Below are 19642 nucleotides of genomic sequence, written 5' to 3'. Positions count from 1 at the left end.
TTAAGAAACTGCGGCCTCCGTATGGGGGGAAGACGTGCCAGCGCGGCCGAGGTTCCCGGATTATGGCCGCGCTTCGCGAGATCGCCGCAGTTTGGCCTCATTTTTTCGTGTGCCCCGATCGGAGATCGATCCCGTCTCGGTCCCGATCTCCCGCATGGGGGCCCGCGTGCCCTGCGGCGCGCAGCGCGGATCGCGCCGCGCCTCGACCATCGCGAAGGCGGCCTCCATCTCCGGCCACGCTTGACCGTTCAGCGCGACCTTGTCGAGGAGGCAGGCGATGGCACGGGGCTCGGGCGCCTGACCGAGGGGGGCACAGAGCCAGCCGTCGAGGCGGAGCGCCCCGGCCCCCAGGCTGGCGAAACCGGTGCAGGTCCGCTTGCCCTCGCCGCCGAGGGTCACCTCCAGGGTTTCCATCGGGCCGAACTTCGTCTCGAGCGTACCCCGCTCGCCGGTGCGGATCACCGCGAGGGCCTGACCGTCCGCGGCCCGCCGGGCCAGGGTCACGAACAGGCCCAGGCCCGGATCGCTCTCGGCGGCCTCGGACAGGATCAGGCGCAGGTAGGGCGCCTCGATCGTGTCGAAGCCCCCCTGGACCAGGACATCCTCCCGCCGGCCGCTCATCGGATTTCGGCGCGCGGCCTCCGCGCGGGGCCGCTCGATCGCCTCGGGGTCGTCGAGGCGGAAGCGGGGGGCCGTCAGGGTGATCGGCATCGCAGGCCGGACGGCCTGCGCGGAGGCGGGCACGAAGCCGGACCCGCCCTGGGCCTCTGGCGAGGGCGCGACGGGGTGGGGTCGCTCCTGCAACACGAGGACGCTCAAGGCTGCGATCGCGGCGCTCGCCGCGACGACCCGTCCCGCGCGGCGCACCGCCAGGAGCGGACGCCGCCGCTCCGCCCCGGCCGTGACGACCTGTCTGACGCCGTCCTGCTCGAGAACCGTTCGCATCGCGTTCCGGGGTTGTCCGGCGGCCGTGCACCGCCCGCGCCGATCCTGCCCCGCTCCCCGACAAGTCCGGGTTTCCGAAGGTGCGGCGGATGCCGGCTTTCGGGCGACAGGGTGAATCCTTGGTATCGACCCATGCGGGCGGCACATGCCGGCCCCGGCTTGCAGCGGGCCGTGCCCGTCGCGATCTGAAGAAACGGGGTTGTTGCTTGAGACACAGATTAAGGAATCCATGATCCCCCTTTCCGTCCTGGACCTCGCCTTCGTGCCCGAGGGTGCGACGCCCGCGGACGCCCTGCGCAACAGCGTGGACCTCGCCCGCCACGCGGAGGCGCACGGCTACCGTCGTTTCTGGCTCGCCGAGCACCACAACATGATCGGCGTCGCCAGCGCGGCGACCGCCGTCGTGATCGGGCACGTCGCGGCCGGTACCCGGACGATCCGCGTCGGCGCGGGCGGTATCATGCTGCCGAACCACGCGCCCCTGGTGATCGCCGAGCAGTTCGGCACCCTGGAGACCCTGTTCCCCGGGCGGATCGACCTCGGCCTCGGGCGTGCCCCCGGCACCGACCCGCGCACCACCCGGGCCTTGCGGCGCTCGCCCGACGCCGCCGACACGTTCCCGCAGGACGTTCTGGAGCTGCGGGCGCTCCTCGGCGATCCGCAGCCAGGGCAGGCGGTCCAGGCCGTTCCGGGAACCGGCCTGAAAGTGCCGCTGTGGATCCTCGGTTCGAGCACGTACGGCGCGCAGCTCGCCGCGATGCTGGGACTCCCCTACGCCTTCGCCTCGCACTTCGCGCCCGAGCAGCTGTTGCCGGCGCTCGCCATCTACCGCGAGCGCTTCCAGCCCTCGGCTCAGCTGAGCCGGCCGCATGCGATGATCGGCATCAACGTGGTGGCGGCCGAGACCGATTCCGAGGCGCGCCGGCTGTTCACCTCAGCCCAGCAGCAATTCACCAACCTCGTGCGCGGCACGCGCGGCCTCCTGCGTCCGCCCATCGACGACATCGAGACCTACTGGGCGCCGCACGAGAAGGCCCAGGCCTCGCGGATGCTGGCGCGCGCCCTCGTCGGCTCGCGCGAGACCGTGCGACAGGGGCTCGCCGACCTGATCCAGGAGACCGGCGCCGACGAGATCATGGTCGCGGCGGCGATCCACGAGCCGGCGGCCCGGCGGCGCTCCTACGCGATCCTGGCGGAGGCGCGGGACACCCTCGGCTCCGCCCCGACCGCCCTGGTGGCGTGATCGGGGCGCCCGACCCTTGACAGCGGCGGGAGCGAGGCGTCTTGCTCCCGCGCTTGGCGACTCATGCTGCGATGCGGTGGTCGCCGGATAGAGCGGACCGGGATCGGGCCGCGAAAACCTTCGCGGCCGGCGGGCCGCCGGCCACGGCAGGTGGCTCGGCGCACGGCAGGGAGGCTTGAGAACGGCGCCGGACCCGGACGCTGCGGCTCGCCAGACCGGCGGGCGCCGCCCCGGCCCTCGGCGCCCGCGCAGAGCGGAGTGAGGAACCATGGGTTACAAGGTCGCCGTCGTGGGTGCCACGGGCAATGTGGGCCGCGAGATGCTGGACATCCTGTCCGAGCGCGCCTTTCCGGCGGACGAGGTGGTGGCGATCGCCTCGCGCCGCTCGGCCGGCCAGGACGTATCCTTCGGCGACAAGATCCTGAAGGTGAAGGCGCTCGATTCGTACGACTTCTCCGACACCGACATCTGCCTGATGTCGGCCGGCGGCGAGACCTCGAAGGAATGGTCGCCCCGCATCGGCCAGTCCGGCTGCGTCGTGATCGATAACTCCTCGGCGTTCCGCTACCATCAGGACGTGCCGCTGATCGTGCCGGAGGTGAACCCGGACGCCATCAACGGCTTCTCCAAGCTCAACATCATCGCCAACCCGAACTGCTCCACGGCGCAGCTCGTGGTCGCGCTGAAGCCCCTGCACGACGCCGCCACGATCAAGCGCGTGGTGGTGGCGACCTACCAGTCGGTCTCCGGCGCCGGCAAGGACGCCATGGACGAGCTGTTCCAGCAGACCCGCTCGGTCTTCACCGCCGGCGAGATCAAGGCGGAGAAGTTCTCCAAGCGCATCGCCTTCAACGTCATCCCGCACATCGACGTGTTCATGGAGGACGGCTACACGAAGGAAGAGTGGAAGATGGTCGCCGAGACCAAGAAGATGCTCGACCCGAAGATCAAGCTCACGGCCACCGCCGTGCGCGTGCCTGTGTTCATCGGCCACGCCGAGGCCGTCAACGTCGAGTTCGAGCGTCCGATCACGGCCGAACAGGCCACCGCGATCCTGCGCTCGGCCCCCGGCCTGATGGTGGTCGATAAGCGCGAGCCCGGCGGCTACATGACCCCGCACGAAGCCGCCGGCGAGGACGCCACCTACGTCTCCCGCATCCGCGAGGATGCCACGGTCGAGAACGGCCTGAACTTCTGGTGCGTCGCCGACAACCTGCGCAAGGGCGCGGCGCTCAACACCGTGCAGATCGCCGAGATGCTGGTGAACCGGAAGCTGTTGAAGCGGGCGCAGGCGGCCGCCTGAGCTCGACACTTCCCGAGATCGGCCGCTGAATCCTCAGCGGCCGCCGACGTTGCGACCGACGCCGTCCCACCCCGTGGGGCGGCGTTTCGCGTTCGCAGGCCCACCGGACGATTGTCCTTGAATTTCTTCCTAGGATGCGATAGGAAAAAGAATATATCATGAACATAGGTGGTCGCGATGTCAGATCCCCAGCGTCGGACGCCGTCCAGTCCCGCCACCGAACTGCGTGATCTCCGCCTGCTCCTCGCGGTTCTCAGGACCGAAACGAAGCTGGTCCGGCTCCGGCGCGCCCTGAGCCGCAAGTACGATCCCGATCAACCCCGGGCACCGGCCGGACAAAGCGACGGCGAGCGCTGGGTCTCGGACGGAGGCGGCTCCGGCAACCCCATCGGTTCATTGCCCCGAACGGGCGGCCGGGGGGCGTCGCTGGACGGTGATCCGAATGCCGAGTCGCCCCAAAGAACGATGCTGGACGGCGGCGGTGAGGTTCTGTCGATCCAGGTGCGCTCCGGTCGTGGCACGTGGGACGAGCGGCACGCCGTCGTCACCCCGGACGGCGACAGCCGCGTCTTCGAGAACGCAGGCGATGTCCAGACGATTCGCGACGGACAGAGCGGCGAGATCCTGTCTCGCTCGACCTTCGCGACGGATCGCGCAGCGTCCGATGCGACGATCCAGCCGGCTTTCTTGCCGGCTGCGCCCTTCGTCGTCGCGCCGGCTGTCGCTGCGACGCTCGAAGCCGCAGGGATGCTGTTCACCGTTCTCGCCGGGCGCTCGGCGGGGCTCGGCAAGGAACCGGACTCGATCGCCCTACGGTATGATTTCGAACCGGACCCAGAAAAGAAGTTTTCGGTCGTATGGGTCGGCAAGGTCGATCAACAGGCTCTCGACCAATTCTGCCCGCACAACGAGGAAGTCCAGGCCGTTACGGACGATGCGACGCGGCGGCTGGCGGCATTGCACCCGAAACTCGACAAGACGAGACTCGGAAGTCTCATTCATTACGATATTGGACAAACATTCAAATTGCGAGACTATCCGGAGATCAAAATCGAATACTCCCTCGACAAAGCGACGGGAGACAAGGCAAATTACGGCGCGAGAGATTCGGTGCGACTCGATCTCTATGAACTGGCACCGGATCAGATGGTCTGCGTGTATGATCCGAAGACAGGCAATGAGGGCCTTCACCCGAAGCGGGCCCTCGTTCCGGCCAGAACCGCCAAGCGGCATTTTCCAACCTCGCGAGGGATCATCATGATCCAGGTCCGGCCTCGACCATGACGACCACCCGACCATGACGACCAGCCGACAGATCAAAGTCCTGACGGCGCCGCTGCTCGCGCGGAACCCCGATCTCGCGCATGCCAGAAGGAACATCCTGTGGCTTACGCCGATCGACCATGTCGGGCGGCTGATCCTGATCGATCGAACCTCTCACCCGGATAGTTTTGTCGTCAGCTGGCATATCGTCCAGTTCTTCATGCCCGGAACAACATCGTGGTTCAGCCTGGGACGCTGCGGCGATCGGATTGCCCGGTCCAAGCATTTCCTGGGGGGACTCAGCTGGAATTGGTCCGATCGGACGATCTACCAAGACTTCGTCGTTCGCGTCGAGGCGGATATCCTGCCGTTGTTCCGGTCCCTGGATACGACGCGCAAGTGTCTGGAATTCCAACGCGGCGATCCGCACCGGAACGGCTTCTTGGATCATTACTGGCATCTGGGTGCCTGCCTCGCGCTGGGCGAGATCGAAAAGGCGCAGGCGCTTTTCTCCCCGTTGCGCGCTTACCGTGTCGGCGGGCCACCCGCGGAAAATGCTGCGGAACAGCGTGTTTTCGAACGCTTGCGTGCATTGGAGCAGCCGCTGCGCTCCGGGGACCGCGCGGCACTCTGTGCCCTCCTTGCACAATGGGAAGCGGAAAACCTCATCGGAAGCCCTTTGGAGCGTTACTGGTTGCGGACTGCGTTTTCGGTGGAGGGCGTCGGTTAGGTCGTGGCGACCCAGCGCCGATTCGAGCCCGATCGCGATGGAGCGCCTCACCTGACATCCGTCTTTGGCGCTGCCCCGTCTCCGGCCTCGATCGTACGCAGGAACGCCGGACCCCAGCGTCGTCCCGCCCTCACCACACCACATTTGGAATCGGACGACGACTTCCGTGGGTCTGTGCATTCGCAGCAAACGGCCAGCTTGCAATCCTTCGGGCGGCACATCGCGCGTGACAGCGGCTTTGGTCGCGACCATGGTGCCAGCGCCATCGATGAAACGCGCGTGGTGATCGTCGCACCGGTCCAGCCAAGCCAGACATCATTGACATGATGCCGAACCGATGACGACAAAGCAGCAAATCAAAGGCCTGTACGCGCCATTACTCCGAGCCAACCCGGATCTGGTCCCGCCACATCCCCACCGCTGATCGCCGGCAGGCAGCGCGTGATCCGCTCGGGCGTCCAGTCCCACCACGCGAGAGCGAGCAACCGCTCCGCCACCTCCGGCGGCACCCGCATCCGCACGACGACGGCCGGGTTGCCGGCCACGATGGCGTAGGGCGGCACGTCGCGGGTCACCACGGATTTCGCCGCCACGACGGCGCCGTGACCCACGGTGACGCCGGGCAGGATCGTGCAATCGTACCCGAGCCAGACATCGTGGCCGATCACCGTGTCCCCGCGATTCGGAAAGGCCGTCTCCCCGGGAAAGCGCCCGGCCCAGGCGCCGCCGAAGATGGCGAAGGGGTAGGTCGAGGGCGCGTCGATCCGGTGGTTGCCGCCGTTCATGAGGAAGCGCGTGCCAGTCCCAAGGGCGCAGAAGCGGCCGATGCGCAGGCGGTCGCCCAGGAAGGCGAAGTGGTAGAGGATGTTGTCGAGGAAGGCCTGCGGTCCGGCGGGGTCGTCGTAATAGGTATAGGCGCCAATCTCGACGTTCGGCGGCAGGGCGAGGTTGCGTAGGAAGGTGATCCGGGGCTGGCCCGGTATCGGGTGGAGCGCATCCGGGTCTGGACCGTGGCGCGGGTCGTGGGGCATGGCGGGGCTCCGGCGGCGGACGCGGGTCGTCCGGTCGGGTCCCAAGATAGCCGGCGTCCCGTCTCTTGGGCGATGCCTGCGGGGGGTGTCGTCCGCGGGATGTTTGCGCGAACCCAAGGTCGGGCGCTTCAAAACATCTTGAAAATCGAGGCGAACCGGCCTAACTTCAAATCCATCAGTTCTGGTTGCAGTTGTGAGACTGCGGTTCGGGAGTGGGCCCCACCGGGTCCGCTCTTTTTTATTGCCGCAATGCCTCTCGCGCCGGATCGCGTCGGACAAGGCCGGACTTCAAGCGCAGCATGGCGGACAACCACAACAGCGAGCTCACCGAGAAGCGCCTCATCACCGAGACCGGTGTGGCCGCGCGCGTGGTGCAGGTCATCGAGGGCTCGATCCAGGGCCTGGGCTATCGCGTGGTCCGGGTGAAGGTGACGAGCGCCAACGGCTGCACGGTGCAGATCATGGCCGAGCGGCCCGACGGCACCATGACGGTGGACGATTGTGAGGCGGTGAGCCGGGCGATCTCGCCACTGCTCGATCTCGACGACCCGATCGGCAAGCCCTACTACCTCGAGATCTCCTCGCCGGGCATCGACCGGCCGCTGGTGCGGGCCGTCGATTTCGCGCGCTGGGCCGGCTACGAGGCCAAGGTCGAGCTCGCCGTGCCGATGGACGGCCGCAAGCGTTTCCGCGGCATCATCGGCGCGCCGAACCCCGACGGGCTCACCGTACCGATCGACCTGCCCGACGTGAAGGAGGGCCTGCCGAGCCGCATCGACCTGCCGCTGCGCGACCTCGGCGACGCCTACCTGGTGCTCACCGACGAGCTGGTCCGCGAGTCCCTGCGCCGCGGCGGTCCGCCCGTCCTCGAAGACGAGGCGGACGACGCGGAGGAGGACGTGGCGGAGAGCGAAGCCGAACCGGCCCCTGCCCCGCTCAAGAAGAAGATTTCCCGTCTCCTGAAGCCGAAGGCCTCGCAGCGGCCGAAGCCCGTGAAGGTCGAGACCGAGGAGAGTCTCGCCATCAAGGCCCGGAACAAGGCCAAGCCCGTCCGCACCAAGGCGGTGCGGGTGAAGGAAGACGGCAAGCTCCATTAACACGCCCGAATCCCCACCGCGCCGAGCGGCGAAGGGGATCGCGACGGAACACGACGAAGAGAAGGACGAAAACCGATGGCTGTCGTCAGCGCCAACAGGCTCGAACTCCTGCAGATCGCCGAAGCGGTTGCCCGCGAGAAGGTGATCGATCGCTCCATCGTCATCGACGCGATGGAGGAAGCCATCGCAAAGGCCGCGCGCTCCCGCTACGGCGCCGAGACCGACGTGCATGCCGAGATCGACCCGAAGACCGGCGCCCTCCGTCTGTCGCGCCACCTCGTCGTGGTCGATCAGGTCGAGAACGACGCCCGCGAGGTCACCCTGGAGCAGGCCCGCCGCTACAACCCCGGCGCCCTCGTGGGCGACGTCATCTCAGACACCCTGCCGCCCTTCGACTTCGGACGCGTCGCCGCCCAGTCGGCCAAGCAGGTCATCGTCCAGAAGGTCCGCGACGCCGAGCGCGATCGCCAGTTCGACGAGTACAAGGACCGTATCGGCGAGGTCGTGAACGGCCTCGTGAAGCGGGTCGAGTACGGCAACGTCATCGTGGATCTCGGCCGCGGCGAGGGCATCGTCCGCCGCGACGAGATGATTCCGCGCGAGACGTTCCGTCCGGGCGACCGCATCCGCTCCTACCTGTTCGACGTGCGCCGCGAGGTGCGCGGGCCGCAGATCTTCCTCTCGCGCTCGCATCCGCAGTTCATGGCAAAGCTCTTCGGCCAGGAAGTGCCGGAGATCTACGACGGCATCGTCGAGGTGAAGGCGGTAGCCCGCGACCCGGGCTCCCGCGCCAAGATCGCGGTGATCTCGCGCGATGGTTCGATCGACCCGGTCGGCGCCTGCGTCGGCATGCGCGGCTCCCGCGTCCAGGCGGTCGTCGGCGAGCTCCAGGGCGAGAAGATCGACATCATCCCGTGGTCCGAGGATCAGGCGACCTTCATCGTCAACGCGCTGCAGCCGGCGGAAGTCGTGAAGGTGGTGCTCGACGAGGAGGCCGACCGGATTGAGGTGGTGGTGCCCGACGACCAGCTCTCCCTGGCCATCGGCCGCCGCGGACAGAACGTGCGCCTGGCCTCGCAGCTCACCGGCTGGGACATCGACATCCTGACCGAGGCCGAGGAATCCGAGCGCCGGCAGAAGGAGTTCGCCGAGCGCACCGCGATCTTCATGGAAGCCCTCGACGTCGACGAGACCGTGGGTCAGCTCCTGGCGGCGGAAGGCTTCCGCAACGTCGAGGAGATCGCCTATGTCGAGCCGGGCGAGCTCGCCAACATCCAGGGCCTCGACGAGGAGAGCGGCACCGAGATCCAGGCGCGCGCCCAGGATCACCTGGCTCGCGTCGAATCGGAGTTCGATGCCAAGCGCCAGGAACTCGGCGTACAGGACGAACTGCGCGAGATCGACGGCATCACCACGCCGATGCTGGTGGCCCTCGGCGAGAACGAGGTGAAGACGATCGAGGACCTGGCCGGCTGCGCCACCGACGATCTCGTCGGCTATACCGAGGGGCGTGGCCCCGAGGCCAAGCGCCACGCCGGCTACCTCGACGGCTTCGAGATCTCGCGGGCCGAGGCGGAGGCCATGGTCATGGCCGCTCGCGTCCATGCCGGCTGGATCGAGGCCCCGGCGGAGCCTGAGGCGACCGAGGCCACGGACGAGGAACCGGCCTCGGCCTGAGGCGGCGAATCGACGATCCCCGCGGTCATGGATCGCGGGGACGTATTCCTGTTGATGAGAGAATTCGACGCCGCATGACGGGCGAAACCGCAGATGTGACCGACGACGCCGTCGAGCTCGATCCGAGCACGCTGCTCGATGCGGGGCTGGGACGGGGTCGCGCTAATGCTCTGCGCACATGCCTCGTCACCCGGGTGTCTCAGCCGCCGACGGCCCTGATCCGCTTCGTTCTCGGACCCGACGGCACCGTGGTGCCCGACTTGCGGGCCCGCTTGCCCGGCCGCGGCGCCTGGCTCACGCCGACCCGCGCCGTGGTCGACGCGGCGGTGAAGCGGCGCGCCTTCCAGCGCGCCTTCAGGACCAAGGACGCAGACGCGAGCGACCTCGCCGACAAGATCGCGGAGGGCCTTCGAGCCGACCTGCGCCAGTCGCTGTCGCTGGCCAACAAGGCCGGCTGCGTCGTGGCGGGCTTTGCCAAGGTCGAGTCCGCCATCGGCGACAAGGCGGGCGTGGCGGCGGTGATCCAGGCCTCCGACGGAAGCGCGGACGGCCGGCGCAAGATCGTCGCGGCATTGCACCGGCGGCATGGCAGTGCCATATCGTGCATACCCGTCATCGATGACCTATCCAACGAAGAATTGGACATGGCCTTGGGTCGGGATCATGTGATACATGCGGCTCTCGTCGCAGGAGTCGGAGCTTCCGGCTGCCTTGCGCGTTGGCGTCGGCTCCGCTCCTTCGAAGGTTTGGCGACGACGGCCGAGGAGGCCGGCTCCGCCCGCAATGGGCAGGCCGTTTCCGATCTGCACGACGATTGAAGTGACGGATCTACCCGGCGCACAGCAGTTTGCCGGTTCACGGGACGATGGAAACCCTCAGGGTTTGGACTGAATGAGCGATACGAACAATCCGGGCGACAAGACGCAGGCGAGACCCCCTTCGAAGCCGCTGTCCTTGAAGCGTCCGATCGAGCAGGGAACGGTGCGTCAGAGCTTCTCCCATGGCCGCTCCAAGCAGGTCGTGGTCGAGACGGTGAAGCGCCGTGTCATCGGCGCGGCTCCGGCCACCCCCGCGCGGGAGACGACGCCGGTTGCCCCTGCGACGCGGGTGGCTCCGCCCCCGCCGCCGGCCGCGCCGCGGCAGGCTCAGCGGTCCGCCAGCGGCGTCGTGCTGCGCACCTTGAGCGAGCAGGAGAGCAACGCCCGCGCGGCCGCCCTCGCCGACGCCAAGCGCCGTGAGGCCGAGGCGCAGAAGCGTGCCGAGGCGGAAGCCGCCGCCGAGCGCGAGCGCCTGGCCGCCGAGCAGCGCGAGCGCGAAGCCGCCGAGGCGAAGAAGCGCGAGGAAGACGCCCGCCGCCGCAAGGAGGAAGAGGAGCGCCGCACCGCCGAGGAGGCGCGCCGCGCAGCCGAGGCCGCCGCGCAGGATGCGGCGAAGGCCGAGGCTGCACCGGCTGCCGCTCCGACCGTGTCGAAGACTGCCCCGATGCCGGCGGCCCCGACCATCGTCCGCTCGGCGCCCCCCGTCGCCGCCGAGCCCGCCGCGGAGCGCCCCGCTCCGGCCGCCGCACCGGCCCGGCCTGCCGCTCCCGCGGCGCCGGCCCGTCCGGCTGCGCGTCCGCCGCTGACGGCACGGCCCGCCACGGCTGAGCCGCGCAAGACCATCACGGCCGACGTGCGCAAGCCGCGCGACCTGAACTTCATGGCTCGTCCTGCTCCGGCGCCAGAGCCGGAGCCCACCGCACCGACCGCGGCCACCGCCGCGCGTCCGGCCGGCGGCGCCGCGCCGGCCCGCACCGCCGGCCGGCCGCAGGCTGCCGAGGAGGAGAGCGAGCAGAAGCGCGTCATCCGCCGTCCCGGCATGCCGCTCAAGATCATCACGCCGCCCAAGACCCCGAAGCAGCCGGGCGGCGACCGCAACCGCGGCCGTCTCACGATCGCTACCGCCACCTCGGGCGAGGACGAGCGCACGCGCTCCGTCGCCTCGTTCCGCCGCCGCCAGCAGCGCATGAGCGGCAACCGACAGGTGGAGCAGAAGGAGAAGCTCTCCCGCGAGGTCACGATCCCGGAGACGATCACGATCCAGGAGCTCGCCAACCGCATGTCGGAGCGGGCGGTGGACGTCATCCGTCTGCTGATGAAGCAGGGCCAGATCCACAAGATCACCGACGTGATCGATTCGGATTCGGCGCAGCTCATCGCCGAGGAACTCGGCCATACCGTGCGCCGCGTCGCGGAGTCGGACGTCGAGGAAGGCCTGTTCAGCGACGAGCCGGAGCTGGAGGAGGATCTCGATCCGCGTCCCCCGGTCGTCACGATCATGGGCCACGTCGACCACGGCAAGACCTCGCTCCTCGACGCGATCCGCAAGACCACCGTGGTCTCCGGCGAGGCCGGCGGCATCACGCAGCACATCGGCGCCTACCAGGTCGCGGCGCCCAGCGGCGACATGGTCACCTTCATCGACACCCCAGGCCACGCCGCCTTCACCTCCATGCGCGCCCGCGGCGCCAAGGTGACGGATATCGTCGTGCTCGTGGTGGCGGCCGATGACGGCGTCATGCCCCAGACGGTCGAGGCGATTTCCCACGCCAAGGCCGCCGGTGTGCCGCTGATCCTGGCGATCAACAAGATCGACAAGCCCGAGGCGAACCCCCAGCGGGTCCGCACCGAGCTTCTGCAGCACGATATCCAGGTCGAGTCCATGGGCGGCGAGACCCTCGAGTTCGAGGTTTCGGCCAAGACGGGTGACGGTCTCGAGGAACTGCTCGACGGCTTGCAGCTCCAGGCAGAGATCATGAACCTGCGCGCCAACGAGACGCGCGACGGCGAGGGCACGGTCATCGAGGCCAAGCTCGATCGCGGTCGCGGCCCGGTGGCCACGGTCCTGGTCCAGCGCGGCACCCTGTTCACCGGCGACATCGTGGTCGCCGGCGCCGAGTGGGGCCGCGTGCGCGCCCTCATCGACGACAAGGGCGAGAACGTGCCCTACGCCGGGCCGTCGGTCCCGGTCGAGGTGCTCGGCTTCAACGGCACCCCGGATGCGGGCGACCGCGTCGTGGTCGTTCCGAACGAGGCCCGAGCCCGCGAGGTCACGGAGTATCGTGCCCGCCAGAAGCGCGAGCGCATCGCCGCCCGCACCGGCGGCGCGAACCGCTCGCTCGTGGACATGATGCGCGACCTCAAGGAGGGCGCCGGCCGCAAGGAACTGGCTCTCGTCGTCAAGGGCGACGTGCAGGGCTCGGTCGAGGCCATCAACGGCGCGCTGGAGAAGCTCGGCAACGACGAGGTGTCGGCGCGCATCCTGCTCGCGGGCGTCGGCGGCATCACCGAGTCCGACATCACCCTGGCGGAGGCATCGAAGGCCGTCGTCATCGGCTTCAACGTGCGGGCCCACAAGGAAGCGCGCGAGTCGGCCGAGCGGAACGGTGTCGAGATCCGCTACTACAACATCATCTACGACCTCGTGGATGACATTAAGTCGACCCTGTCGGGCATGCTTCCGCCGACGCTGCGCGAGGAGCGTCTCGGCGAAGCCCAGATCCTGCAGATCTTCGACGTGTCGAAGGTCGGCAAGATCGCCGGCTGCCGCATCACCGACGGTGTGGTCCAGCGCGGTGCCCATGTCCGCCTGATTCGCGACAGCGTGGTCATCCACGAGGGCAAGCTCGCCCAGCTGAAGCGCCTGAAGGACGATGCGAAGGAAGTCACCGCCGGCTACGAGTGCGGCATGTCCTTCGAGAACTTCCAGGACATGCGGGCCGGCGACACCATCGAGTGCTACCGGGTCGAGGAGATCCGCCGGACGCTCTGAGCGGATGATTCGGTTCGGAATACCAGCGGGGTCGCGACGAGGTCGCGGCCCCGCTCCCGTTTCGGCGTGGTGGTGCGCCTGCGGACGGACACCGATCGGGGTAAAACCCGCACGACAGGCCTATGTCCCGGCGGACGATCTGCGCTAAGAGGGTCGCCTTCGACGTCCGCTTCGTTCCCGCCGGCCCGGCGTCTCGCGTGCGGCGGACCCTCGATGTTCCAACTCAGCGACGTCTCGTCCGCGGCTCCGGCGCGCGGGTGCCGAACCGCTTCGCCGACAAGACGATCAGAATTCTTCATGGCCCAGAAACAGACCTCCACCGGACCCTCGCAGCGCCAGCAGCGCGTCGCCGAGCTGATCCGCCACGCCATCGCCGAGGTTCTCCAGCGCGGAGACATCCAGGACGCGGTGCTGAGCGCGCACGTCATCACGGTGCCGGAGGTGCGGATGTCGCCGGACCTGAAGCTCGCCACCGCCTACATCATGCCGCTCGGCGGCCTCGACGAGGCGCCGGTCCTCGCGGCCTTGGCGCGCAACAAGAAGGCGCTGCGCCAGGAGGTCGCCCGCCGGGTGAACCTGAAATACGCGCCCGACCTGCGCTTCCTGCGCGACGAGACCTTCGACGAGGCCGACCGGATCGACGCCCTGCTGCGGACTGATAAGGTGCGCCGTGATCTCGAATCACCGGCCGTGGAGACAGAGGACGGCGCGTCGGACCCCGACGCGGCCTGACGCCCACCGCGCGGAAGCGGTGCAGACTCTCCGGCCCGAGGCGGCGGAGACATCGAACAGCGTACCCCGAACGGGACGGAGGACGGCGCAGGCGTGCCGCCCGGCCCCTATGATCATCGACCGAGGACCCCCATGATCAACGAACCGACCGTCGAGCGCACCGAGGGCTCAGCGCCGCCGAACCCGGCGGACCGACCCGTGGCCGCCGAGGGCCGTCGTCCGCCGCGGGGCGCGCCGCGCCCGGACCGGCCGAAGCGCCGCGACGTCAACGGCTGGGTGATCCTCGACAAGGGCGTCGGCATGACCTCGACCCACGCGGTCGCGGTGGTGAAGCGCGCCTTCAACGCCAAGAAGGCGGGCCATGCCGGCACCCTCGACCCGCTGGCCTCCGGCATCCTGCCGATCGCCCTCGGCGAGGCGACCAAGACGGTCCCCTTCGTGATGGACGGGCGCAAGGCCTACGTCTTCACGGTGACCTGGGGCATCGAGACCGACACCGACGACGCCGAGGGCCGGCCGGTGGCCACCAGCGAGGCGCGCCCGACCCGGGAGGCCGTGGAGGCGGCGCTGCCGACCTTCATCGGTGCCATCGAGCAGGTGCCGCCGCGCTACTCGGCGATCAAGATCGCGGGCGAGCGCGCCTACGACCTCGCCCGCGACGGCGAGGAGGTGGTGTTGGTGGCCCGCCCGGTGCAGATCGACCATCTCGCGGTGGTCGAGCACAGTCCCGAGCGCACCGTGATCGAGGCCGCCTGCGGCAAGGGCACCTATGTCCGCGCCATCGCCCGCGACCTCGGCCGCCTGCTCGGCTGCTACGGCCACGTCTCGGCCCTGCGCCGCACCCGCGTCGGCCCCTTCACGGAGGCCGATTCCTGCCAGGTCGCCGCCCTCGAGGAAGCCGGGCCGGACGGCAATGCCGGCCATCTCCATCCGGTCGAGACCGCCCTCGACGCGGTGCCGTCGGTGCCGGTCTCCCGCGACATGGCCCTGCGCCTGATGCGCGGCCAGCCGGTGATCCTGCGCGGACGGGACGCCCCGGTGGAGGGCAAGGCCTTCGCCACCTGCGGCGGCATCCTGGTGGCGGTGGGCGACGTCGAGCGCGGCGAACTGGTGCCGCACCGGGTGTTCCATCTCGGCGGAACGGCCAACCGCCCGGCCTGATTTCCCCCTGTGTCTGAGGTCATGAATCTCCGGCTCTTGGATTTGGAGTCCAAGAGCCTCGATACGGCCAAGCAACCGAAGCGGAAGATCTCGGATCCGCTTCGGTTGTTACTCACGCTGAATCCGGCATCTTCTGAGAGCTCATCTTAAGCGTTTTGTAAATTTTCGACGCCACAGGTCGTGGCATGCTTCAGCCCACGACTCGTTCGCGCTGCAACATCTTCCGACGCTTCCGCGATGACCGAAACGGTGCCATCGCGCTGATCTTCGCTCTCGCCGCGATCCCGCTCCTGATGTTCGCCGGCACCGTGATCGACTTCGGCGTGAAGTCGATGAACCGTCAGGCGGCGCAGGACGTCACCGACGCGACGGTTCTCTCGCTTGCCAAGCTGCCGACGACATCGACCGACGCGGAGCTGGCGAGCAAGGCCGATGCGCAGGTGCGGGCCGCCCTGAAGAAGACCCCCATCGACGACCTCCTGGTCCGGGCGAGGCGCAACGGGGACGACATCACCGTCACGGCCACCGGCACCTCGCCGACGAGCCTGACCCGGCTGGTCGGGCTCACCGGCATGCCAATCTCGGTGAGCAGCACCGGGCGCCGCGCCTCGGGCAATCTGGAGATCGCCCTCGTCCTCGACAACACGGGCTCGATGGAAGGCGCGAAGCTCACGAACCTCAAGGCCGCGGCCAAGGACCTCGTCTCGACCCTGTTCAAGGAGGTCGATCCGGCGAAGCCGAACGCCCTGCGGATCGGCATCGTCCCGTTCTCGATGACGGTGAATGTCGGCCCGGGCAACGCGGGCGCGGCCTGGATCGACAAGGACGCCCGGTCCTCGGTCCATTCGCAGATCTTCGTCTCGGCGGCGAACCGGCTGACCCTGTTCCAGCAGATGGGCGTCGCCTGGGGCGGCTGCGTCGAGGGCCGGCCGATGCCCTACGACGTGCAGGAGACGCCGCCGAGCGCGAGTTCGCCCGACACGCTGTTCGTGCCCTACTTCGCCCCGGACGAGGCCGACACGGAATCGTCCCGGACGCCGATGTGGAACAGCTACATGGCGGACGGCGTGAGTTCGGGCACCCTGCGCAACCGTCAGGGTCAGGTGTCCAAGTACCGGACCGGCGGGATCCAGCGGACGGGCCGGATCGACAAGGACAGCGACAACTATCTCTACGGTCCGAATTCGGGGTGCGAGCTGCAGCCGATCACCCGCCTGACGACGTCCCAGTCCGGCCTCAACGCCGCGGTCGACGCGATGACGGTCCGGGGCGACACCAACATCCCGATCGGGCTGGTCTGGGGCTGGCACGTCCTCTCGCCCAGCGGTCCCTTCGCGGAAGGGGCGGCCTACACCGACAGGACCACCCGCAAGTTCGTGGTGCTGATGACCGATGGACAGAACCAGTCGGCGACCCGCTCCTACAGCTCGAACGCCTCGTATTACTCGGGCATCGGCTACATCTGGCAGAACCGGATCGGCACGACCTCGGACGATTCCACGGCGCGGCGCAACGCGATCGATGGCCGGCTCGCGACGCTCTGCACCAACATGAAGAGCGCGGGCATCGCGATCTTCACCGTCCGCGTCGAGGTCTCCGAGGGCACCAGCGACATCCTGAAGAACTGCGCCTCCGGCAGCGACAAGTTCTACGACGTCCAGAACGCCTCCGACCTGACGGACGCCTTCAAGGCCATAGCCGCCCAGATCAGCGAATTGCGGATCGCGCGATGAGGCCGGGCGCGGAACATCGCTTCGCGACGCTGCGCCGGCTCGGGACGCTGCGCCGGCTCGGGCGGGACACGCGCGGGGTCGCGGCGGTGGAGTTCGGCCTCGTGGCGGTGCCCTTCATGCTGCTCCTCGGCGCGATCATCGAGGCGGCCCTGCTGATCCTGGCCCAGCAGCTCCTCGACGACGCCCTCGACCGGGGCGGCCGGGCGGTCTTCACCGGCGTGTACCAGGACGGGGCCGGCACCAAGCCCCCGGCCGCCCGGCTGGTGGCGGAGATGTGCAACGGCCCGGTGCTGTTCGACTGCACGAAGCTGAAGGTCGAGATGACCACCGCCGCGACCTTCAGCGCGAACTCCGCCGCCGCGCCCTACGACCCGAAGACCGGCGCGGCCTCGCCGAGCTTCGGCACGCGCTTCGCCTGCCCGCAGGGCAGCGACATCGTCACCATCCGCGCCGCGGTGGTGATCCCCCGCTTCTTCGGCTTCACGGGGCTCGCGGCGGCGCCGATCTCGGCGAGCGAGCAGATGATCACCGCGACCACGGTGTTCCGGGCGGAGCCCTATCCGGCGGGGACATGCTAAGGCTGCGCCGCCCCCTGCGCGCCTTCGCGCGGGACCGCCGCGGCGTCAGCGCGGTGGAATTCGCGCTCGTGGCGCCGATCATGATCGTCGTCTTCATGGGCACGATCGAGCTGCCGCGCGCCTACGCGACGAAGCAGCGCCTCGTCCGCGCGACCCGCGCCATGGCCGACCTGATCTCGCGGGGCAGCCTGACCAGCGTCGACGACATCTACGCGGCGGGCCGGGCGGTGATGTACCCGACGGATGCGAGCGGGTCCGGCATCGTCCTGACGGCGGCGGGCGTCTACCAGCTCTCCAACAAGGCCTACCAGGCGCGGGTCTGCTCCAGCACCGCCGACAAGGCGACGAGGCGCGCGGTCAATTCGATCCTCGGCGACCCGCCGCCCTCGGAGGCCGCGGTCAACGCGCGCTACATGATGGCGGAGATGACCGTGCGCTACGTGCCGGTCTTCAACCTGTTCCCGGCCCTGACCAACCTGACCCTGTCCCAGACCACGACCTGGCCGGTCCGCTCGGTGACCGGCGCAGCGGTGATCCTGCCCGGCGGCGCGGCCTGCCCGTGAGCCGCGGGCAGGCCTAGTCGCGGATCGGCAGACCGGTCTCGATCACCCGCGCCCAGAGGGAGGCCCCGTAGGGCGCGGCGGCGTCGTTGAAGTCGTAGTCGGGGTGGTGCAGGCCGGCGCTGTCGCCGTTGCCGAGGAAGATGTAGGCGCCGGGGCGGTGGGCGAGCATGTAGGAGAAATCCTCGGCCGCCATCAGGGGCGCCACGGCCCGGTCGATGCCGGCCTCGCCGACGAGTTCCGCCGCCACGCCGGCGATGAAGTCCGTCTCCGCCGGATGGTTCTCGGTGACGGGGTAGCCGCTGTTGAAGTCGATGGTGCCCGCGGCGCCGAAGCCCCGCGGGACATGGGTGACGATCGCGGTGATCCGGTCCTGGATCAGGCTGCGCATCGGCTTCGAGAGCGCCCGCATGGTGCCCCGCAGGACCACGCATTGCGGCAGCACGTTGAAGGCCTCCCCCGCCTCCAGGGCGCAGACCGAGACCACCGCGCTCTCCAGGGGATCGACGGCGCGCGACACCACCGATTGCAGCGCCGTGATCACGTGGCTCGCCACCAGCACGCTGTCGACGGCGTTGTGCGGCTGGGCGGCGTGCCCGCCCCGGCCCGCGATGGTGATGGTGAAGCGGTCGGTGGAGGCCATGATCGGGCCCGGCCGGATGGCGAAGGTCCCCAGGGCCTGGCCCGGGATGTTGTGCATGCCGTAGACGGTCTCGACGCCGAAGCGCTCCATCAGCCCGTCCCGGACCATGGCCTCGCCGCCGCCGCCGCCCTCCTCGGCCGGCTGGAAGATCAGCACCGCCGTGCCGTCGAAGTCGCGGGTCTCGGCGAGATACTTCGCGGCCCCCAGCAGCATCGCGGTGTGCCCGTCATGCCCGCAGGCATGCATCTTCCCCGGCACCGTCGAGCGGTAGGGCAGGTCGCGCGCCTCGTGGATCGGCAGGGCGTCCATGTCGGCCCGCAGGCCGATGGCCCGGTTCGAGCCGTGGGCGCAGCCCCGGATCACGCCGACGACGCCGGTGCGGCCGATGCCGGTGGCGACCGTGTCGCAGCCGAAGGCCCGCAGCTTGTCGGCGACGAAGCCGGCGGTGCGGTGGACGTCGTATTGCAGTTCCGGGTGCGCGTGGAGATCGTGGCGCCAGGCGGCGATCTCGTCCGCGAAGGCGGCGATCCGGTCGAGGACGGGCATGGACAGCGACTTTCGAGAGGCGACGGCTCTCAAGGGGACGCGCCGGGGTTGCGACGCCGCTCGCGCAGCAAACAAGAGGCCAGGGACGCGGTCAACGCTCGCCGCGCGGCGAAGGCGACGCTTCGGGATCGTGCTCCCCCTGCCGCGGTGTCGCGGCGGACGCGTCCTGGGGACCGGATGGCGCGTCCGGTCGACCGGCGGCGAGATCGTCGAGGATCGGGCAGTCGGGCCGGGCATCGCCGCCGCAATGGGCGGCGAGATCCTCCAGAATGCGCGCCATGCCCTCCAGCGCGTCGATCCGGCGGCGCAGGTCCGCCACGTGGTCGAGGGCGAGACGCCGCACCTGGGCGCTCGCCCGCGCGCGGTCGTGCCAGAGGGCGAGCAGGGCGCGGATGTCCTCCAGGGTGAAGCCGAGGTCGCGGGCCCGGCGCACGAAGCGCAGGGCGTGCAGGTCGGCCGCGGTGTAGAGGCGATAGCCGCCCGCGGTGCGCCCGGCCGGCGCCAGCAGGCCGGTCTCCTCGTAGTAGCGGATCATCTTGGCCGAGACGCCGGTGGCGCGGGCGGCCTCGCCGATGGTGACGGCGCCCGCG

At 69.3% G+C, this 19642-nt stretch carries 17 protein-coding genes; 13 read left to right on the top strand and 4 right to left on the bottom strand.

Features of this window, described 5'->3' with window-relative positions; genetic code table 11:
* Window positions 1-60: 60 nt before the first annotated feature.
* On the bottom strand, window positions 61-945 hold the full coding sequence (locus tag ASF49_RS02125) for a hypothetical protein (protein WP_243214323.1): 885 nt from the start codon (window positions 943-945) through the stop codon (window positions 61-63).
* A 229-nt stretch (window positions 946-1174) separates the two neighbouring features.
* On the opposite strand from ASF49_RS02125, the gene ASF49_RS02120 reads away from it, so the two are divergent.
* The 4 genes from ASF49_RS02120 to ASF49_RS02105 all read left to right on the top strand — a co-directional run bounded on the left by ASF49_RS02120 (window position 1175) and on the right by ASF49_RS02105 (window position 5484).
* Window positions 1175-2188, top strand: coding sequence for an LLM class flavin-dependent oxidoreductase (locus tag ASF49_RS02120; RefSeq protein WP_056466893.1), 1014 nt, complete (start codon window positions 1175-1177; stop codon window positions 2186-2188).
* 268 nt (window positions 2189-2456) lie between these two features.
* A complete protein-coding gene (locus ASF49_RS02115; protein WP_056466891.1) occupies window positions 2457-3491 on the top strand; it encodes an aspartate-semialdehyde dehydrogenase in 1035 nt (344 codons plus the stop codon).
* A 177-nt stretch (window positions 3492-3668) separates the two neighbouring features.
* On the top strand, window positions 3669-4775 hold the full coding sequence (locus ASF49_RS02110) for a hypothetical protein (protein ID WP_156652769.1): 1107 nt from the start codon (window positions 3669-3671) through the stop codon (window positions 4773-4775).
* A 13-nt stretch (window positions 4776-4788) separates the two neighbouring features.
* Window positions 4789-5484 carry a hypothetical protein gene (locus ASF49_RS02105; protein WP_056466885.1) on the top strand — a complete coding sequence of 232 codons (696 nt, stop codon included), beginning with the start codon at window positions 4789-4791 and terminating at the stop codon, window positions 5482-5484.
* Window positions 5485-5840: 356 nt separating this feature from the next.
* On the opposite strand, the gene ASF49_RS02100 is transcribed toward ASF49_RS02105, so the two are convergent.
* Entirely contained in the window at window positions 5841-6515 is a 675-nt protein-coding gene (locus ASF49_RS02100) for a CatB-related O-acetyltransferase (protein ID WP_056466883.1), read from the bottom strand.
* A 299-nt stretch (window positions 6516-6814) separates the two neighbouring features.
* Between ASF49_RS02100 and rimP the strand changes: the two genes are divergently transcribed.
* The 9 genes from rimP to ASF49_RS02055 all read left to right on the top strand — a co-directional run bounded on the left by rimP (window position 6815) and on the right by ASF49_RS02055 (window position 17866).
* Entirely contained in the window at window positions 6815-7612 is a 798-nt protein-coding gene (gene rimP, locus ASF49_RS02095) for a ribosome maturation factor RimP (protein WP_056466879.1), read from the top strand.
* Between the two features lie 75 nt (window positions 7613-7687).
* A complete protein-coding gene (gene nusA, locus ASF49_RS02090; protein ID WP_056466876.1) occupies window positions 7688-9289 on the top strand; it encodes a transcription termination factor NusA in 1602 nt (533 codons plus the stop codon).
* 74 nt (window positions 9290-9363) lie between these two features.
* Window positions 9364-10107, top strand: a complete 744-nt coding sequence (locus tag ASF49_RS02085) for an RNA-binding protein (protein ID WP_056466873.1) — start codon at window positions 9364-9366, stop codon at window positions 10105-10107.
* A gap of 73 nt (window positions 10108-10180) precedes the next feature.
* Complete coding sequence (infB, locus tag ASF49_RS02080; protein ID WP_056466870.1) at window positions 10181-13099, top strand: translation initiation factor IF-2; 2919 nt, start codon at window positions 10181-10183, stop codon at window positions 13097-13099.
* Between the two features lie 297 nt (window positions 13100-13396).
* Window positions 13397-13831: a 30S ribosome-binding factor RbfA gene (gene rbfA, locus ASF49_RS02075; protein ID WP_056466867.1), complete on the top strand. Its 435-nt coding sequence runs from the start codon at window positions 13397-13399 to the stop codon at window positions 13829-13831.
* Window positions 13832-13963: 132 nt separating this feature from the next.
* A complete protein-coding gene (gene truB / locus ASF49_RS02070; protein ID WP_056466864.1) occupies window positions 13964-14992 on the top strand; it encodes a tRNA pseudouridine(55) synthase TruB in 1029 nt (342 codons plus the stop codon).
* Between the two features lie 185 nt (window positions 14993-15177).
* A complete protein-coding gene (locus tag ASF49_RS02065) occupies window positions 15178-16725 on the top strand; it encodes a TadE/TadG family type IV pilus assembly protein (protein ID WP_056466862.1) in 1548 nt (515 codons plus the stop codon).
* Entirely contained in the window at window positions 16722-17303 is a 582-nt protein-coding gene (locus ASF49_RS02060) for a TadE/TadG family type IV pilus assembly protein (protein ID WP_056466859.1), read from the top strand. The genes ASF49_RS02065 and ASF49_RS02060 overlap by 4 nt, the downstream gene beginning before the upstream one ends.
* The gene (locus ASF49_RS02055) at window positions 17297-17866 is read left to right on the top strand and encodes a TadE/TadG family type IV pilus assembly protein (protein ID WP_056466856.1); all 570 of its coding nucleotides are present in this window, start codon (window positions 17297-17299) and stop codon (window positions 17864-17866) included. Before ASF49_RS02060 ends, ASF49_RS02055 begins: the two co-directional genes overlap by 7 nt.
* 13 nt (window positions 17867-17879) lie before the next feature.
* Here the strand turns inward: ASF49_RS02055 and ASF49_RS02050 are convergent, their stop codons facing one another.
* Together ASF49_RS02050 and ASF49_RS02045 are read right to left on the bottom strand one after the other, a co-directional pair.
* The gene (locus ASF49_RS02050) at window positions 17880-19052 is read right to left on the bottom strand and encodes a M20 aminoacylase family protein (RefSeq protein WP_056466853.1); all 1173 of its coding nucleotides are present in this window, start codon (window positions 19050-19052) and stop codon (window positions 17880-17882) included.
* Between the two features lie 91 nt (window positions 19053-19143).
* Window positions 19144-19587 carry a MerR family DNA-binding protein gene (locus tag ASF49_RS02045; RefSeq protein WP_431739881.1) on the bottom strand — a complete coding sequence of 148 codons (444 nt, stop codon included), beginning with the start codon at window positions 19585-19587 and terminating at the stop codon, window positions 19144-19146.
* Window positions 19588-19642: the final 55 nt, after the last annotated feature.

Source organism: Methylobacterium sp. Leaf104 (assembly GCF_001422885.1).
In the GTDB taxonomy this organism is placed as follows: Bacteria; Pseudomonadota; Alphaproteobacteria; order Rhizobiales; family Beijerinckiaceae; genus Methylobacterium.
The sequence above is the reverse complement of the archived record's forward strand: the minus strand, read 5'-3'. Positions and strand labels throughout refer to the sequence as shown.

Coding starts and splice junctions, on each gene's coding strand:
- ASF49_RS02125 (WP_243214323.1), bottom strand. CDS start 945: ATGCGAACGGTTCTCGAGCAGGACGGCGTCAGACAGGTCGTCACGGCC.
- ASF49_RS02120 (WP_056466893.1), top strand. CDS start 1,175: ATGATCCCCCTTTCCGTCCTGGACCTCGCCTTCGTGCCCGAGGGTGCG.
- ASF49_RS02115 (WP_056466891.1), top strand. CDS start 2,457: ATGGGTTACAAGGTCGCCGTCGTGGGTGCCACGGGCAATGTGGGCCGC.
- ASF49_RS02110 (WP_156652769.1), top strand. CDS start 3,669: ATGTCAGATCCCCAGCGTCGGACGCCGTCCAGTCCCGCCACCGAACTG.
- ASF49_RS02105 (WP_056466885.1), top strand. CDS start 4,789: ATGACGACCAGCCGACAGATCAAAGTCCTGACGGCGCCGCTGCTCGCG.
- ASF49_RS02100 (WP_056466883.1), bottom strand. CDS start 6,515: ATGCCCCACGACCCGCGCCACGGTCCAGACCCGGATGCGCTCCACCCG.
- rimP (WP_056466879.1), top strand. CDS start 6,815: ATGGCGGACAACCACAACAGCGAGCTCACCGAGAAGCGCCTCATCACC.
- nusA (WP_056466876.1), top strand. CDS start 7,688: ATGGCTGTCGTCAGCGCCAACAGGCTCGAACTCCTGCAGATCGCCGAA.
- ASF49_RS02085 (WP_056466873.1), top strand. CDS start 9,364: ATGACGGGCGAAACCGCAGATGTGACCGACGACGCCGTCGAGCTCGAT.
- infB (WP_056466870.1), top strand. CDS start 10,181: ATGAGCGATACGAACAATCCGGGCGACAAGACGCAGGCGAGACCCCCT.
- rbfA (WP_056466867.1), top strand. CDS start 13,397: ATGGCCCAGAAACAGACCTCCACCGGACCCTCGCAGCGCCAGCAGCGC.
- truB (WP_056466864.1), top strand. CDS start 13,964: ATGATCAACGAACCGACCGTCGAGCGCACCGAGGGCTCAGCGCCGCCG.
- ASF49_RS02065 (WP_056466862.1), top strand. CDS start 15,178: ATGCTTCAGCCCACGACTCGTTCGCGCTGCAACATCTTCCGACGCTTC.
- ASF49_RS02060 (WP_056466859.1), top strand. CDS start 16,722: ATGAGGCCGGGCGCGGAACATCGCTTCGCGACGCTGCGCCGGCTCGGG.
- ASF49_RS02055 (WP_056466856.1), top strand. CDS start 17,297: ATGCTAAGGCTGCGCCGCCCCCTGCGCGCCTTCGCGCGGGACCGCCGC.
- ASF49_RS02050 (WP_056466853.1), bottom strand. CDS start 19,052: ATGCCCGTCCTCGACCGGATCGCCGCCTTCGCGGACGAGATCGCCGCC.
- ASF49_RS02045 (WP_431739881.1), bottom strand. CDS start 19,587: ATGATCCGCTACTACGAGGAGACCGGCCTGCTGGCGCCGGCCGGGCGC.